The 14,591-nt window shown below is 61.6% G+C and carries 15 protein-coding genes and 1 pseudogene; 5 read left to right on the forward strand and 11 right to left on the reverse strand.

What is annotated here, in order from left to right; all coding sequences use genetic code 11:
- Positions 1–26: 26 nt before the first annotated feature.
- The 4 genes from KG088_RS18260 to KG088_RS18275 form a co-directional block, all read right to left on the reverse strand.
- The gene (locus tag KG088_RS18260; RefSeq protein WP_319941478.1) at positions 27–512 is read right to left on the reverse strand and encodes a phosphatidylglycerophosphatase A family protein; all 486 of its coding nucleotides are present in this window, start codon (positions 510–512) and stop codon (positions 27–29) included.
- Positions 509–1,291, reverse strand: a complete 783-nt coding sequence (locus KG088_RS18265) for a tellurite resistance TerB family protein (RefSeq protein WP_213827886.1) — start codon at positions 1,289–1,291, stop codon at positions 509–511. Before KG088_RS18265 ends, KG088_RS18260 begins: the two co-directional genes overlap by 4 nt.
- Positions 1,292–1,400: 109 nt before the next feature.
- On the reverse strand, positions 1,401–1,967 hold the full coding sequence (locus KG088_RS18270; protein ID WP_213827888.1) for an NnrU family protein: 567 nt from the start codon (positions 1,965–1,967) through the stop codon (positions 1,401–1,403).
- Positions 1,968–2,061: 94 nt separating this feature from the next.
- Positions 2,062–3,204, reverse strand: coding sequence for an endonuclease/exonuclease/phosphatase family protein (locus KG088_RS18275; protein WP_213827890.1), 1,143 nt, complete (start codon positions 3,202–3,204; stop codon positions 2,062–2,064).
- Positions 3,205–3,484: 280 nt separating this feature from the next.
- Here KG088_RS18275 and KG088_RS18280 point away from each other — a divergent pair, with 280 nt between their 5' ends.
- The 4 genes from KG088_RS18280 to betA all read left to right on the forward strand — a co-directional run bounded on the left by KG088_RS18280 (position 3,485) and on the right by betA (position 9,307).
- A complete protein-coding gene (locus tag KG088_RS18280) occupies positions 3,485–4,138 on the forward strand; it encodes a gamma-glutamylcyclotransferase (protein ID WP_213827892.1) in 654 nt (217 codons plus the stop codon).
- A complete protein-coding gene (locus KG088_RS18285; protein WP_213827894.1) occupies positions 4,135–5,388 on the forward strand; it encodes a threonine ammonia-lyase in 1,254 nt (417 codons plus the stop codon). The genes KG088_RS18280 and KG088_RS18285 overlap by 4 nt, the downstream gene beginning before the upstream one ends.
- A 112-nt stretch (positions 5,389–5,500) precedes the next feature.
- A complete protein-coding gene (gene betT, locus KG088_RS18290; RefSeq protein ID WP_213827896.1) occupies positions 5,501–7,573 on the forward strand; it encodes a choline BCCT transporter BetT in 2,073 nt (690 codons plus the stop codon).
- Positions 7,574–7,618: 45 nt separating this feature from the next.
- Positions 7,619–9,307, forward strand: coding sequence for a choline dehydrogenase (gene betA / locus KG088_RS18295; protein ID WP_213827899.1), 1,689 nt, complete (start codon positions 7,619–7,621; stop codon positions 9,305–9,307).
- 131 nt (positions 9,308–9,438) lie between these two features.
- On the opposite strand, the gene KG088_RS18300 is transcribed toward betA, so the two are convergent.
- The 7 genes and pseudogenes from KG088_RS18300 to KG088_RS20115 all read right to left on the reverse strand — a co-directional run bounded on the left by KG088_RS18300 (position 9,439) and on the right by KG088_RS20115 (position 13,186).
- On the reverse strand, positions 9,439–9,879 hold the full coding sequence (locus KG088_RS18300) for a phasin family protein (protein WP_213827901.1): 441 nt from the start codon (positions 9,877–9,879) through the stop codon (positions 9,439–9,441).
- A 191-nt stretch (positions 9,880–10,070) separates the two neighbouring features.
- Complete coding sequence (locus KG088_RS18305) at positions 10,071–11,303, reverse strand: DUF4236 domain-containing protein (RefSeq protein WP_213827903.1); 1,233 nt, start codon at positions 11,301–11,303, stop codon at positions 10,071–10,073.
- Between the two features lie 107 nt (positions 11,304–11,410).
- Positions 11,411–11,710, reverse strand: coding sequence for a M48 metallopeptidase family protein (locus KG088_RS18310; protein WP_319941479.1), 300 nt, complete (start codon positions 11,708–11,710; stop codon positions 11,411–11,413).
- Between the two features lie 340 nt (positions 11,711–12,050).
- Positions 12,051–12,173 (reverse strand): annotated as a pseudogene (locus tag KG088_RS18315) (IS3 family transposase); the annotation flags it as partial.
- Between the two features lie 13 nt (positions 12,174–12,186).
- Positions 12,187–12,330: a hypothetical protein gene (locus tag KG088_RS18320; RefSeq protein WP_213827905.1), complete on the reverse strand. Its 144-nt coding sequence runs from the start codon at positions 12,328–12,330 to the stop codon at positions 12,187–12,189.
- The gene (locus tag KG088_RS18325; RefSeq protein ID WP_213827907.1) at positions 12,327–12,872 is read right to left on the reverse strand and encodes a hypothetical protein; all 546 of its coding nucleotides are present in this window, start codon (positions 12,870–12,872) and stop codon (positions 12,327–12,329) included. Before KG088_RS18325 ends, KG088_RS18320 begins: the two co-directional genes overlap by 4 nt.
- A gap of 116 nt (positions 12,873–12,988) precedes the next feature.
- On the reverse strand, positions 12,989–13,186 hold the full coding sequence (locus tag KG088_RS20115) for a hypothetical protein (RefSeq protein ID WP_406565625.1): 198 nt from the start codon (positions 13,184–13,186) through the stop codon (positions 12,989–12,991).
- 559 nt (positions 13,187–13,745) lie between these two features.
- On the opposite strand from KG088_RS20115, the gene KG088_RS18335 reads away from it, so the two are divergent.
- Positions 13,746–13,940: a hypothetical protein gene (locus KG088_RS18335; RefSeq protein WP_213827909.1), complete on the forward strand. Its 195-nt coding sequence runs from the start codon at positions 13,746–13,748 to the stop codon at positions 13,938–13,940.
- Positions 13,941–14,591 lie beyond the last annotated feature (651 nt).

The raw sequence follows: 14,591 nt of genomic DNA on the forward strand, positions 1-14,591 counted from the left end.
TTGTAACGGAATGCAACAAACGCCCTTCAAGACGCGGAACGTGCCTGGCGGCGCCGCCATAGCGCCATCGCAGCGGCCAGCAGTAACCAGGCGTACAACGCCGCGACCGTATCATCGAGTACGATGCCGACTCCGCCGGCAACCCCTTCCAGCTGGGCGGCCGGGGGTGGTTTGGCGGCATCCAGTACTCGGTAGGCGACGAAGGCGCCCGCCATCACCAATGGCTGGCGCGCCGCTGTCTGGCCAAGCACGGCGACGGGAAAGGCCAGGTACTCATCGGCGACGATGCGCCCGTCGTCCTTGCCCCCGAGGGTAGTGGACGCCAGGTGACAGATCGGAATGGCGACCAGCAGTAGCATGGCGGCGACAGACACCTGAACGCGCACTGAACGACCCAGCAGCCACCAAGCCAGCGGCAGGCCCGGCAGCGAACCCGCCGTTCCAGAGGCGAGCGGCGAGAGCCCCAGCCCGAAGCCAGTGGCCCACCACAGGTTGATGGTTTCCAGGCTCAACTGGCGTCCCGCGCCTGACGCTCGAGTTCCTCGGTCAAGGTCGGATCAAGCTTCAAAGCCTTGGCCAACTGGTCCAGCCAGGCGCGCTCCATCGGGTTCTGCTCGTCGATCACCGCCACGCTGACCAGATACATCTCGCGCGCGGCCTGGGGTGAATCGGCCTGACGCGCCAGCGCCTCGGCATTCAGTGGCGCCTTGAACTGCTCTTCGACCCAGGCATGCAACTCAGGGTCGGCGCCCATCGCATCGATCTGATCGGTGAGCAACGCCCGCTCACGTTCGTCGACATGTCCATCGGACCGGGCCGCCATGATCAGCGCCTGTAGCAACTCTAGGCTGCGCTGCTCGCTGGCCTCGCCGTCCAGGCGTTCCACCGGCTCGCCCTGGCCTGAATCGGCCGTGGGATTGGCTTGTGGTGTTGTGTTCTGGGATGGCGCCTGAGAATCGGCCTGGTAATTCTGCCAGGCCTTCCAGGCCAGCGCACCGACACCGGCCACGGCACCATACTTGAGCGCCTTGCCCCCCAGCTTGCGTCCCCGGCTCGAGCCTACCAACATGCCCAGCGCTCCGCCACCAAGCAGGCTCTTCATATCAAAGCCGGAACTGCCAGAACTGCCGGAGGAACCCTCGGCCTTGCCCGGCGATGACTGGCCGCCGCCGAACTGCTTCGACAACCCCTCCAGCATGCCTTGGACATCCACGCCACCGGACCCGGACTTACCGCCGGACTTGCCACCGGCCTGCTGCATCAACTGTTGGAAGATCTTACTGGCATTCATGTCGTCTCTCCTTGTCGCACACGGCCATCGCGCGCCTGTCCATTCCGCGACTTTCCATGCGCACCGTGTCAAAGCCACCCAGCGGGCGCTGCGCCTCGCTGCTCGTTCGTTACATCACCGGCACACCGGTGACCCACACATGCAGATGAAACGCGAATACATAGTAGGCCACCAGCCCGATCACCACCGTCGCCACGGTATTGATCAGCCGTGGTACCGCCATGGCGGGGCGTGGGCGTCGACGCGCCGCGCGAAAATCCAGTACGGCCCACAGCAGGAAGGCACCAAAGAAGATCATGTCACCGAGGCGGCCGTTGACCAGCAGGTGGGAAAGGGCCCAGACCTTGACCGCCAGGATCATCGGATGGGCGAGCTTCGCCTTGAGGTGATTGCCCGGCACGTATGTTGCCACCAGCAGCACGAAGGCGGGAATCATCAGCAGCGCCACGGCGTGACGTAGCCCTGCGGGAGGCGACCACACCCAGATCGGGTCGAGACGCATCTGGCCATAACCCCAGATGGCCAAGGCCAGGCCAAGGATCGAAATCGCCGAATAGACCGCCTTCCAAGGCATCTCGCCCAGGCGTTGGATCTGCTCTTGCCGCCAGTCATCGGCGAAAATGCGCACCGAATGGGCGCCGAGAAACAGCAGCAGGCCGAGGATCATCACGGTCATGGAAAGAGCGTCCTTCTTGGGTTGATTATTGGCAGTATGGCATCGAGTCAGCGCCAGCTTAACCGCTGCCGGAGCTACTCACTAGGTCACTCACTTAGTCCGACTGCGAGGAGCTAACATCATGCTCTGCGGCGTCTTCGGTGCCTTCCTCGACCATCTCCTGGGCCTTCTCCTCCTCCTTTTCAGAGGCCTCAGGCTTCCCATGGTCCTTCATTGCGACGGCGAGGGTTGCGGTGACGGCGAAATGGTCGGAGCCGGGCACCCTCACCCGGTCGAGGTCGATCAGATGGAAGCCGTCAGAGACGAACAGGTGGTCGATTGGGTATCGCCACAGCGGCCGCTCCGCGTGGTAGGTGCTCAGCAGCCGCCGGCCGCGGCGGGGGTCCTTCAGGTCGGTCAGGTCGGCGAACAGCCGGGTGGTGTCGGACCACGCGACGTCGTTGAAGTCCCCGGTGACGATCCAGCGGTTGTCCGAGTCATTCTCCACGTGGCGGGCAACGAGCATCAGCTCGGCATCTCGGACCCGGCTGTCCCGACGTTCGCTCGTCTCGTCGTTGTGGCTGATCCGGTCCCGCAGCCCCGGCGGGACAGGGTGGGTGCCAATGTACCGAACCGGCCCGACTCCCGGCACATCCAGAGTCACGAAGATCGATGGCCGGCGGTCGGAGATCAAGTGTTTGACTTCCTGCTCCAGCAACGGGATTCTCGACCAAAGTAAGATGCCGAGGCCCTCGCCCCGCACCTCCCCGACCCGATGCGCGTAATGTTGATCCAGCGACGCCACCCCCTCGGCCCACGCGCGATTGACCTCGATCAGCAGCAAAACGTCCGGATCCTCACGCCGGACCGTCGCCAACAGCTCGGCGTAGCGGTCGTTGGTGTAGTCGACATTCGCGCTCATCACTTTAAGGGTCGACCGGCCCTCGTCGGGCTGAACCTCGGCGGATGGAACCTCGGTCGACCAGAGCGACGTGAACGGCAGGATATGCGACAACTGCCATCCCCCCGTCGCGAGGAGCACCGCCAGCCACACGGCATGCTCTGTCCGCGGACGTTTCCGCCACGCGTGCACCGCCAGCAGCACCAGTGGCACGACCAGTGCCCATGTCAACTGCAGTCGCGGGAAATCCCAAAGCCGAACCCACCACTGGCCGCTGGGGATCATCGGCAGTACGCTCACCACTGCCATCAGCAGTGTCAGCACTCGGACGGTCCAGAGAAGGGATTTTAAAACCATGACACCTCATGAATTGTGCGGGCAGTGGCGACCGGATCAGCCTCGGTCGTACTTGCTTCGACTGCCGCGCCGAAGCCAACACGCTGTAATTATAAACCATCCCGTCTCCAGCGACAGTCGCGCCGGTAAACGACTCGTGCGACTGAAGCGCGTCGGCATCAAATATTCGGAGGAGATAGCGTACCTTGACAAAGGTGAGTCGATCCCACTGCGTTTTCGACAAGTCATGCCAGACATCGCATGATGGGGATTCCCGACCCGTGACGATGACCTGAGGCGCATGTCCCTAGATACTACCCACGCGAACCGGCGCATGACCCATTTCGATGGCCATGACTCGATCTGGCTGTTCGGTTATGGCTCGCTCATCTGGAAGGCCGACTTTCCCTACCACGAGCGCCGCCCCGCCTATATTTACGGTTGGGACCGGCGCTTCTGGCAGGGCTCGCATGATCATCGCGGCACGCCCGAGGCGCCGGGCCGTGTGGTGACGCTGATCCGCAGGCCCGACGCCATCTGCTACGGCATGGCGTATCGCATCGGTCCCGAGGTTCTCGGCTCGCTGGATGTGCGTGAGAAGAATGGCTACTTGCGTGAAATCGTCACCCTGCACTTTTTACCAACGGCGTCGGAAACGTCGTCTCGCACGGCATCGCCGACCAGGTCGCAAGCCGAGACGCATCACACGTCGACGGCCGAGCGAGACGAGGGTCTGGTGTATCTCGCTGGGCAAGACAACGCGGCCTTCCTGGGGGATGCGCCGCATGGTGTCATCGCCGAACAGATCGCCCGGGCGCACGGCCCCAGCGGCCCCAACCGCGATTACCTGCTGAACCTGGCGGCCTCGCTGGAGGCGATGGGCGTGGAGGACCCGCACATCCGTGAACTGGTGCACCATCTGCCCGCCACCCCACCGTTGGAGACGCCGAGATGACCGTCACCCTCGACGACGTGACCCGCGCCGCCGAACGCATATACGGCAGTGTGGAACACACGCGTTGCCTGCACTCGCGAACGCTGTCGAAGCTGACCGGCTGTGAGCTCTATATCAAGTTCGAGAACCACCAGTTCACCGCTGCCTTCAAGGAGCGCGGCGCCTTGAATCATCTGCTGTCGCTATCCGAGGAGGAGCGGGCCCGGGGGGTGATCGCCATGTCGGCGGGCAACCACGCGCAGGCGGTGGCGTATCACGCCGCCCGGCTGGGTATTCACGCCACTATCGTCATGCCACGGCACACCCCCAGCCTCAAGGTCAGCAATACCCGCAACTTCGGCGCCGAGGTCCATCTGCATGGCAACGGCGTGGACGAGGCCGGCGAGTATGCCCACCGCCTGGCCGACGAGCACAACCGGGTGTTCGTGCACCCTTATGATGACGAGCGCATCATCGCCGGCCAGGGAACCATTGCCCTGGAAATGCTTGAGGACGTGCCCGACCTCGAGATGCTGGTGATTCCCATCGGGGGTGGCGGATTGATCAGTGGCAACGCGGTGGCCGCCAAGGCCATCCGGCCAGACATCGAGATCATCGGCGTGCAGACTCACCGCTTCCCGGCCATGAAGCAGGCGCTGGCGGGGGACACCATCCGTTGTGGCCTGGCCAGCCTGGCCGAGGGCATCGCCGTCAAGCAGCCCGGCGAGCTGACCCTGCCCATCGTGCGAGAGCTGGTCAGCGATATCGCGTTAGTCGACGAGGCCGAGATCGAGCGCGCCATTCTTCTGCTCCTGGAGATCGAGAAGACCGTTGCCGAAGGTGCGGGTGCCGCCGGCCTGGCCGCGCTGCTTACCGATCCCGAACGCTATCGCGGCCGCAAGGTCGGTCTCATTCTCTGCGGCGGCAACATCGACATGCTGGCGCTGTCGTCGGTGATCCAGCGTGGCCTGGTTCGCTCCGGTCGTATCGTGCGTGTCCGGGTTGGCATCTCGGATGTGCCCGGCTCGCTCTCCGAACTCACCCAACTGCTCGCCGAGCAGCATGCCAATGTCATCCAGATCGCCCATCAGCGAACCTTTACCGACCTGTCACTGCGTGCCACCGAAGTGGAAGCGACGCTGGAAACCCTGGGCGGCGATCATACCCGCGACGTCATTGAAGCCCTGCGTGCCGAAGGCTACGATCCAGTACTGCCCACCAATGAGGTGCATCCCGACGAACGCTGGGCGGATGATCCCGAAGGGCATTGATCGTGCCGTTCACTGGACAGCCACATCGACGCTATCTAATCTCTAAAGCTGCCCAAGCAAAGGCTTTTTTGCCCTCCATCAGGATTTTTCGCCTCCATAAGGAGCGTACATAGTGAGTGACCACGACGATTCGACGCCTCACCCTTCTCAGCAGGATCGCATCAACCCGGTTGTCTTCTATGGCTCCGCCATTGCTATTGTCGCCTTCGCCCTGTGGACGATGGCCTTCACTGAGCCTGCCAGCGCCGTCATCAATGCCGTGCTGGGGTGGATTTCAGATACCTTCGGTTGGTTCTATTTTATCGCCGTAGTGGCCTATCTGGTCTTCGTCATCGCCATCAGCCTTTCGCGCTTCGGCAAGCTGCGCCTGGGGCCGGCCCACTCCAGGCCTGACTTCAACGTGGTGACCTGGGCCGCCATGCTGTTTTCCGCGGGCATCGGCATCGACCTGCTGTTCTTCTGCATCGCCGAGCCGGTCACCCAGTTCCTGGCGCCGCCGGAAGGCGATCCGGCCACTGTTGCCGCGGCGCGTCATGCCATGGAGCTGACCTTCCTGCATTGGGGATTGTCCGGCTGGGGGATCTACACCCTGGTGGGCATGTCGCTGGCCTTCTTCAGCTATCGCCATGGCCTCCCGCTCACCATCCGCTCCGCCCTTTATCCCATCTTCGGCAAACGCATTCACGGCGCCATCGGCCACACCGTGGATATCGCCGCAGTGCTCGGCACCCTCTTTGGCATTGCCACCAGCCTGGGTATCGGCATCATCCAGCTCAACTTCGGCCTCAACTACATGTTCGGCGTGCCGGAGAACACCCTCACTCAGGCGTCCCTGGCGATCCTGATCGTGGTCTTTTCCGCCATTTCCGCCGTGACCGGGGTCGACAAGGGCATCCGGCGGCTATCTGAATTCAACATGCTGTTGGCACTCTTGCTGATGCTGTTCGTGCTGTTCACCGGCAAGACGTTATTCCTGCTCAATGCGCTGGTAATGAACGTGGGCGACTACCTTTCCGGATTCATCGGCCTGTCGATGAACACCTACGCCTTCGACCCGCCTACTGACTGGCTAAATGGCTGGACGGTGTTCTTCTGGGCCTGGTGGATCGCCTGGGGGCCCTTCGTGGGTCTGTTCCTGGCGCGCATCTCCCGCGGCCGTACCATCCGCCAGTTCGTCGCCGGCACGCTGCTCCTGCCGCTGGCCTTCATGATGGCGTGGATGTCGATCATGGGTAACAGCGCCATCGACATGGTGATGAACGATACCGGCGTCGTCGACTTCGGCGAGCAGGCCATGAACAACCCCGGCTCGGCCATCTACCTCTTCCTGCAGAACGTGCCCTGGGTCGGCATGACCACGGTGGTCGTGACCATCCTGGCGATCGTGTTCTTCGTCACCTCCGGCGACTCCGGCTCGCTGGTACTCTCCAACCTGACCTCGATTCTCAGTGATCCAAACCATGACGCCCCGGCCTGGATGCGAGTTCTCTGGGCCGCCATCATCGGCGTCCTGACCCTGGCCTTATTGATGGCAGGAGGGCTCGGTGCGCTGCAAAGTACGGTGGTGATCACCGGCCTGCCCTTCGCCTTCGTGTTATTCCTGATGATGCTAGGGCTCTTCAAGGCGCTGAAGGTGGAGGGGCTCAAGGAGGACAGCTATCGCAACAGCATGGCCGGGCATCTCTCGGGGCGCACCGCCCTCGGGGAAGCCTCGGTACGCAATTGGCGACATCGCCTGAGGCGAGCCGTGAGCTTTCCCAACGGGAGTCAGGCCCGCCGCTTTCTTCAAGAAGTGGGCGAACCCGCCATGCAGGAAATCCACGATGTCCTCAGCGACGAGGGGTATCCGGTGGAGATCGTCGTGGGTGACAATCAGGATAGGCACCTGGAGATGAACGTCAGTCTGGGCGGCGAACAGGACTTCACTTATCAGATATGGCCGCGCCAATGCGCGATGCCGGCCTTCTCGATCCGCGATACCCATGCCGGCACCCACTACTATCGCCTGGAGGTTCACATCATCGAGGGCGGACAGGGGTATGACGTCTATGGGTACAGCAAGGAGCAACTGATCGCCGATATCCTCGATCAGTACGAGCGCCATCTCCTTTTCCTCCACACCCAACGGGAGCTACCTGGAGGGAGTGCGGTCATGCCCGACGATCCCGCCACAGCGGGAAGCTAGGACGCACGAGGGCCAAACCGGCAGTCTGCTAAAAGGAGGAATGCAATGAGCGATCCGAACTTCGATCACGCTTTCAATTACGTCATCGTCGGCGCCGGGTCGGCCGGCTCGGTGCTGGCCGATCGCTTGAGTGCCGATGGAAGCCACCAAGTGCTGGTGCTGGAATACGGCGGCAAGGACAACTCCCTCTACATCCAGATGCCCACCGCCTTCTCCATCCCGCTTAACAAGCCGCGCTTCGATTGGGGTCTGCATACCGAGCCGGAACCCGGCCTCCAGGGCCGACGCCTCCACCAGGCCCGCGGCAAGGTGATCGGTGGCTCGTCGTCGATCAATGGCATGGCCTATGTACGCGGCTGCGCCGGGGACTTCGAGGAGTGGGTCGAACACGGCGCCAAGGGCTGGAGCTATGCCGAAGTATTGCCGTATTTCAAGCGCGCCGAGGACTGCCTCTACGGCGACGACGACTATCGCGGTGCCGGCGGGCCGCTGGGTGTGTGCAACGGTAACAACATGCAGAACCCGCTCTATCGCGCCTTCATCGACGCGGGGCGCCAGGCGGGCTATGGCGAAAGCGAGGACTATAACGGCTACCGCCAGGAAGGGTTCTGCCGCATGGACATGACCGTGCGCAACGGGGTGCGCTGCTCCACCGCCAATGCCTACCTTAAACCGGCGCTCAAGCGTGACAACCTACACCTCGAGATGCATGCCCTGACCACCCGCGTGCTGATGGAGGACAAGCGCGCCGTGGGTGTCGAATACCGCCAGAAGGACAAGACCGTCAGGGTTCAGGCCCGCCGTGAGGTCATTATCTCGGCCAGCGCCTTCAACTCTCCCAAGCTGCTCATGCTGTCTGGCATCGGCCCTGCCGCGCACTTGAAGGAACATGGCATCGAGCCGATCCACGACCTCCCCGGTGTGGGCCAGAATCTCCAGGATCATCTGGAGGTCTGGGTCCAGCAGAGTTGTACGCAAAAGATCACCCTCAACGGCTGGCTCAATCCGTTCGGGCAGGCATTGATCGGCGCACGCTGGCTGCTGTTCAAGAGTGGCCTGGGCGCTACCAACCACTTCGAATCCAACGGCTACATACGCAGCCGAGCCGGGCTCAAGTACCCCGACCTTCAATACCACTTCCTGGCCGGCGCCATCGCCTACGACGGTTCCAGCGCCGCCGAGGGACACGGCTTCCAGGTGCACCTGGGCGCCAACAAGCCCAAGAGCCGCGGCTGGGTAAAACTCACCTCAAGCGACCCGGCGTCCGCGCCTGAGCTGGTGTTCAATTACCTGCAGGAGGAAGAGGACAAGCAGGCCTACCGCGATGGACTTCGACTGACCCGGGAAATCTTCGCCCAACCCGCCTTCGACCCCTACCGCGGCGAAGAGCTGTCGCCCGGCAAGGCGGTCCAGAACGACGACGAGATCGACGAGTGGATCGCGCGCACCGCGGAAACCGCCTATCACCCCTGCGGCACCTGCCGGATGGGCGGCGACGCCATGGCCGTGGTCGATACCGAGTGTCGCGTCCACGGCATCGAAAGCCTGCGTGTGATTGACTCCTCGGTCATGCCCACCGTCACCAATGGCAACATCAACGCTCCGACGATCATGATTGCCGAAAAGACCGCCGACCATCTCCTGGGTCGAGAACCACTCCCCCCTGCCGAGTTGCCAGTCTTCACCGCGAAAGAGTGGCAACAGCACCAGCGCGAGAGTACTCCCGAGCGCTGACCGACGTATAGAGCGATGACGAAAATGTACTTTCATCACTCATTTTCGTTCACCCGTAAAAGGGCCGCCGATCATTGATCGGCGGCCCTTGGCGTTACACTCTCAGCGCGCCGGCAAGGCCGGCGCCTGGATCAGGCAGACTTGGCACTCTTGGCGCTGGTATCAGTCGCCTGCTTGGCCTTGCTCTCGGCAGCCTTCTGGGTCTTCTCGACGTTTTCTTCGACAAGCTTCTGGCTCTGCTTGACGTTCTCTTCGGTCAGCTTCTGGCTGTCCTTGGCGAAGTCCTGCTGCAGGGCCACGACCTTATCGGCATCGCCTTTCAGGCGCTCGGTCAGGTCCTTGGCGACTTGCTGCTGGCCTTCCATGTAGCTCTTGAGGCCTTCGGCATCCTTGACTTCCATCAGGCTGCGCAGCTGTGACAGGCCGGTGTCGGTGTAGGCTTGGGCAGCCTCGAGCTGGGCGTTAACCAGCTTCTCGGTGTAATTCACGGAAAGCTCAGCGTAGGCACGAGCCGGCGCGAAGAACATGGATTCAAACTGCTCGGTGATCTGCTTGGTGTCGAAGTTTTGCATGATTGACCCTCCTGAGGGTTCTAAATATCTAGAAGGCCCTGGGTGTCTCCCGATGCCTTCTGCGTCTCTGTTGCAATGCACAATAGCAAAGGAATTGGTGCAGTGCAACATGGAAGTTCGAATTTCCAGAAAAGCGCAGGATCTTCTTGTCTCGGGCCTTTACGTCACGTCAGATTCCGACCACCTGATCCTCACACCAGCTTGAACGGCTCGATATCGCGGAAGATGCCCGTCTTGGTCATGTCCCGTCGCAGCGTAAAGGCCTCCATGGCCGCTACCGGGTCGACCTGATCCAACTGGTCGAAGTGGATCTTGCCCCACTGCTCGCGTGAGACCTTGACGCTGAAGAGATATTGATCCCGCTGCTCGCTGGTGCCGGGGTCGTTGATTTGGCGGTAGCCGGAGACACGCGCCTCCCGCACGGTGGGCAGGCGAGCGAAAATCGCGCCTAGCACCCGGAAGGCAATGCCATGCACATGGTCGCGATAGAGTTTGCGCTGTCGGGTGGCACTCAGTCTTTTCGGTATGAGCTCTAGCCGCTTCGCGGGCATCCTCCACTCTCGGTCAGGCATCTCCTCCTCAGTGGGCAACGCGATGTCCACGGCTATCGTGGTCTCACCAACTCCGAGGTCAAAATCAATCAGCGTCTCATGCGGCCACTCGATCTCTTCCAGCCGCTCGCGCAGAGTTTGCTCCATATCATCAGGATTGCCCCAGACCCCCTGTTCTTCCCGAAGCTGGCGCGCGAACTCAGCGGCGTCATGTTTCGTCTTGCGCCATTCCCACTGGCGGTAGTGCTCGTTGAATGCCGTCTGACGCTGAAGATTTTCCTGCTCGACACGCTGTCTGGCCGGTGGCAAGAGCCGATGCCACCAGGCAAGTGTGGTGTGCTCCGGTAATGAAGGAGGCGACTCCTCGAAGCTCCGGGGCATATAGCCGCTGACCTCGGGATGGGGCGTCTGTTCATGTAGCTTTCCGAGACGCTCAAGATCTTCATTCAGCCGCTGGCAGTGAGCCTCCAGCTGCTCGCGCAGAGCGTCTGACGCATATCGGCGCAGCACACGTGCCTCCGCATCAGTCATCAGGGCACCATTGCCATGGATGTAGCGAACCTGTCCGCTGTTGCGCACCTCAAGTCGCACCGGCACGGAAGCGCCTGCGTCGAGCAAAGCCTCCAGGGCTGACGCAGCGATGCTGCCTGACGATGCTGGCCCGTTGGCGTCTCGCCCACCAGCGTTAGCGGTGTTGAGCTTCTGGCGGTACGCCAGACCCGTTCCGGGAATACTGGCGGAACCGAGCATACCGCCGGAACCAACGCCTGAGCTGGCCCCACGCGGCCCCACCGACAGGCCAAGGCCACGCTTGCTCAGGTTGAGTCGCAGCCCTGGCGCCAGGGCGATGCGGCGTTGGAAGCGAAAAGCCATGACTCCTCCCAGAATGATGGTTGACCACGATAACAAAAAAAGAGAGGGGCCCTGCTATCTGAGCAGGCGCTCGCCTTGATAAAAGGCTGCCTGGCGCGCGCCTTCAGCTAAACCCCCTTCACCTCGATGCCGTGCCGAGCGAGCCATGTCTTGCGCTGCTCGTAGTCCGGCATGGTGCGCGCCAGGCGGCGCCAGAAGGCGGGGGTGTGGTGGGGCTCATGCAGGTGCACCAGCTCGTGGACAACCTCGTACTCGGCGATATGACGCGGCAGCAGGATGGTCTTCCAGTGGAAGTAGACCCGGTTGCTCTTGCTACACGAGCCCCAGCGATAGCCGAGGTCCTGCACCCTCACGCCGGTGTCGACACCGGCGGGCTCGACCTGCATGCAACGGGCGTGCTCCTTCACCTTGGTGGTGAGTCAAAAGCCGTTCTGCAGCAGCCTCGGCCTGCTCCGTTGGTAGCAGGTCGCCCATCATCAGCTTTGAAGGTAGCGCTAGGCCTGGATCGCGGCCTTGACCCGCGGCGGACGGATCAGCAGCTGCGTGTCGTCCAGTGCCTTGTCCTCGGGGGGGAGCGCCATGGCCTCCTCCAGCAGTTCGGCTTTGGCCTGCGCGAGAGCCTCTTAATAGCGCAGAGCAGCGCGGCGGCTGTAGGCCACCAGCTGCGCCTTGTAGCCGTTGGGCAGGATATGTCAACGCCAATGAAGGTTGTCCGCTTTGGGGGTGCGGCGTTTTTCTGGGACTCTTTCATGCTGCGACCCCCAGGCTTTCTCGGTATTCCAGAGGGCTCAGGGCACCTAGTGAGACTTTGATCCGCTTCTCGTTATACCAGCGAATGTAGGTATCGACTTCCCCCAAGAACTGCTCAAGCTTCGAATCCAGATCACCTGGCCAAGGCCTTCAAGCGAGGCCGAAAGGCGTTGACGAAGTGGTTCAGTTGCTGTGCCAGCCAGTCGCGACATTCGTCGTCCGTGGCGAAGTCGGCCAGCCGAGCGTAACTGGCAAAGCTGGGGTTAGAGGGGTTCATCTGAGTACGTTCAACGTTGCCGCCGGGAAGCTCGGCCAGAATCTTCTGTCGCTCCTCGTTGAGCCTGTCGAGGATATGGGGGGGGGGGGCAGCTCCAACTGCTTGCCGGTCAGGAACACGCCGCAGTTGCCCTTCCCCTTGGATCGAAAGGCCGTGATCCAGATGCCGGAGTAGGGCAGCTGTACCTTGACGTGATTGTGAGGCCGATACGATGGTGACTCCTGCTCCGGGTCATCGAAGCTAATGCGGGTGAGCGGTTCCCACCAGGCACGATCTTCCATCATCGTGAGTGGCGTGACCTCGCTATCGGCATCATCCATGAATTCTTGGAGGATGCCGCCGCTGCCTTCCTTCACGTGTACTAAGGTTCGTTCGATGGTCTCGGTCCTGGCGACGACACGGGGTTGGACCACCAGACCCTGTTCACCGAACTGGTAGAGCGCGACCTCCACCAGCCCGAAGCTGAAGCCCAGGGAAGCATTGCGGGTAATCAACTCGGCCATGCCGGTGATGCCCTCGCGGATGCCGTCTCCGGCAATCAATAATAAGGAAGCGCCCCTTGCGCATGATTTTAAGGTAGTTCGTGATGCGCCACCGGGCGGCTCGCGGCACCGGGGCCTTCTGGCTCCAGCGCAGCTTCTCCTCGATGACCCAAGCATCAGCGGTGGCCCCACGATCGGCCACCAGTTCCTGGAGTGCCGCCAGTTGCGTGGCCGCCCATGTTGTCGTTATCTACGCGCTTTAGAACCGACCACCGCAACGGTTTGGGGTGCCCCTTTTCTCGGCGCTCCTTCTTCCGAAACTCGGCTAGCGCCTTGGTGAAGGTCTGAACGATGTAGAACCAATCGACCGCCACCTCGGCGTTGGGCAGGTTCTCGGCAACACCTCTCAGGAAGGCCTAAGACATGTCGCAGACCACCTCGACGACGTTGTCCGGATCGCCTGTGGCCCGTAGTGCGATGATGTTGAATTCATTGGCCAAAAGCAGTGCGCCGGGTAGTGACTATCGCAACGAAGTGCAGGAAATCACCACTAGTGTCACCGTGACCGGGGAAGTCGACCCCCGCTACCCCCCCCCTCAAGAGGCGCCTGGTGCGTTTCTTTTGTTGGCTACCCCTTACCATGCGAGCGCTGTTCTTCTCGCTGGCGACCTCCCTTAAGCCCGCGCCCTCACCTGCCTGATGTGTGGGGGATACTCCGCCCGGTTTTGTCGGAAAGGTCCTTGCCCATCTGGGCATCCAGGCTATGCTGTTTGATAGACTACTTTCTTAGGGAGTTACCATATTATGACACCCCTTGGTATGCCTTTTTTGTCTGATGCACCTCATCTTCCGCTTAGCGTGACGGATCGGCTCAGCGGGGACGACAAACGAGGTGGCTGGCACGAGATTCACCGGTCGCAAGGCTTGGTCCTGATGCCATACGGTCTAGTACCGCCAGGCGGACATTTCTATCTGGCGCGAGGCTTGGCCGCCTACCAGCGCCTCGATGAGTACCAGGCGCTGCACCTGAGCAGCCAGACCCGCGTCATGGTGTCGTTTTCCGCTGAGGAACCTGTTTGGGTCGACCAAGCGGCTCTACACGCCTTCATGGGGAAGACACGCGCTTAATGTGTTCAACGGTCCCCTGACATAGACGGCTCCCTCGGCGGTGATCAAGGCGCCTGGAAGATCACCTGCCCGGTCTCGGCGAGGCGCCCTAGTGGCAAGGTGGCAATAAAGTTGACGAAGTACCAAAATCGCCCTCGATTTGATGGTAACCATCACCCAGCACCGTCATCTCTTCGGCGTTGTTAAGTACCTATGTGTCCGGTTACGGGGCAATAGGCGAGTCTGGATTCTTCTTGGGGTGTCATGACGCCCTTCTGTCTGAAAGCAGGGAGACGCCCACCTTGGCACTATGGACCCCGTTACGGACACCAAGCCAGAGGAATTAAGACAGAGGTATTGGCTAAGGTGTTGAAATCATTGGTGGGCCCAGCTGGACTCGAACCAGCGACCAAGGGATTATGAGTGCAATTTTGTAAAGTTGAGGGCCGCGCCTGCCATGCGGTTTCTAATTGAAAACAGCCATTTAGCTTCATCCATTCTTTACAGCAGCTACATGGGTTACATGCAATCAGCAACCAATCCGCAACCAGGTACGCCACGTAACGATCTTTGGGGGTCAGGTCGCTCATGGGCTGAGAAATGGACCCGTAAAACTGGACAGCACCGTAAGTGGAGCTTCCCTGGTTGTCAGGCGACCAACTGGCGGTTCGC

The organism is Halomonas jincaotanensis (genome assembly GCF_018448785.1).
Classification (GTDB): Bacteria; Pseudomonadota; Gammaproteobacteria; order Pseudomonadales; family Halomonadaceae; genus Halomonas; species Halomonas jincaotanensis.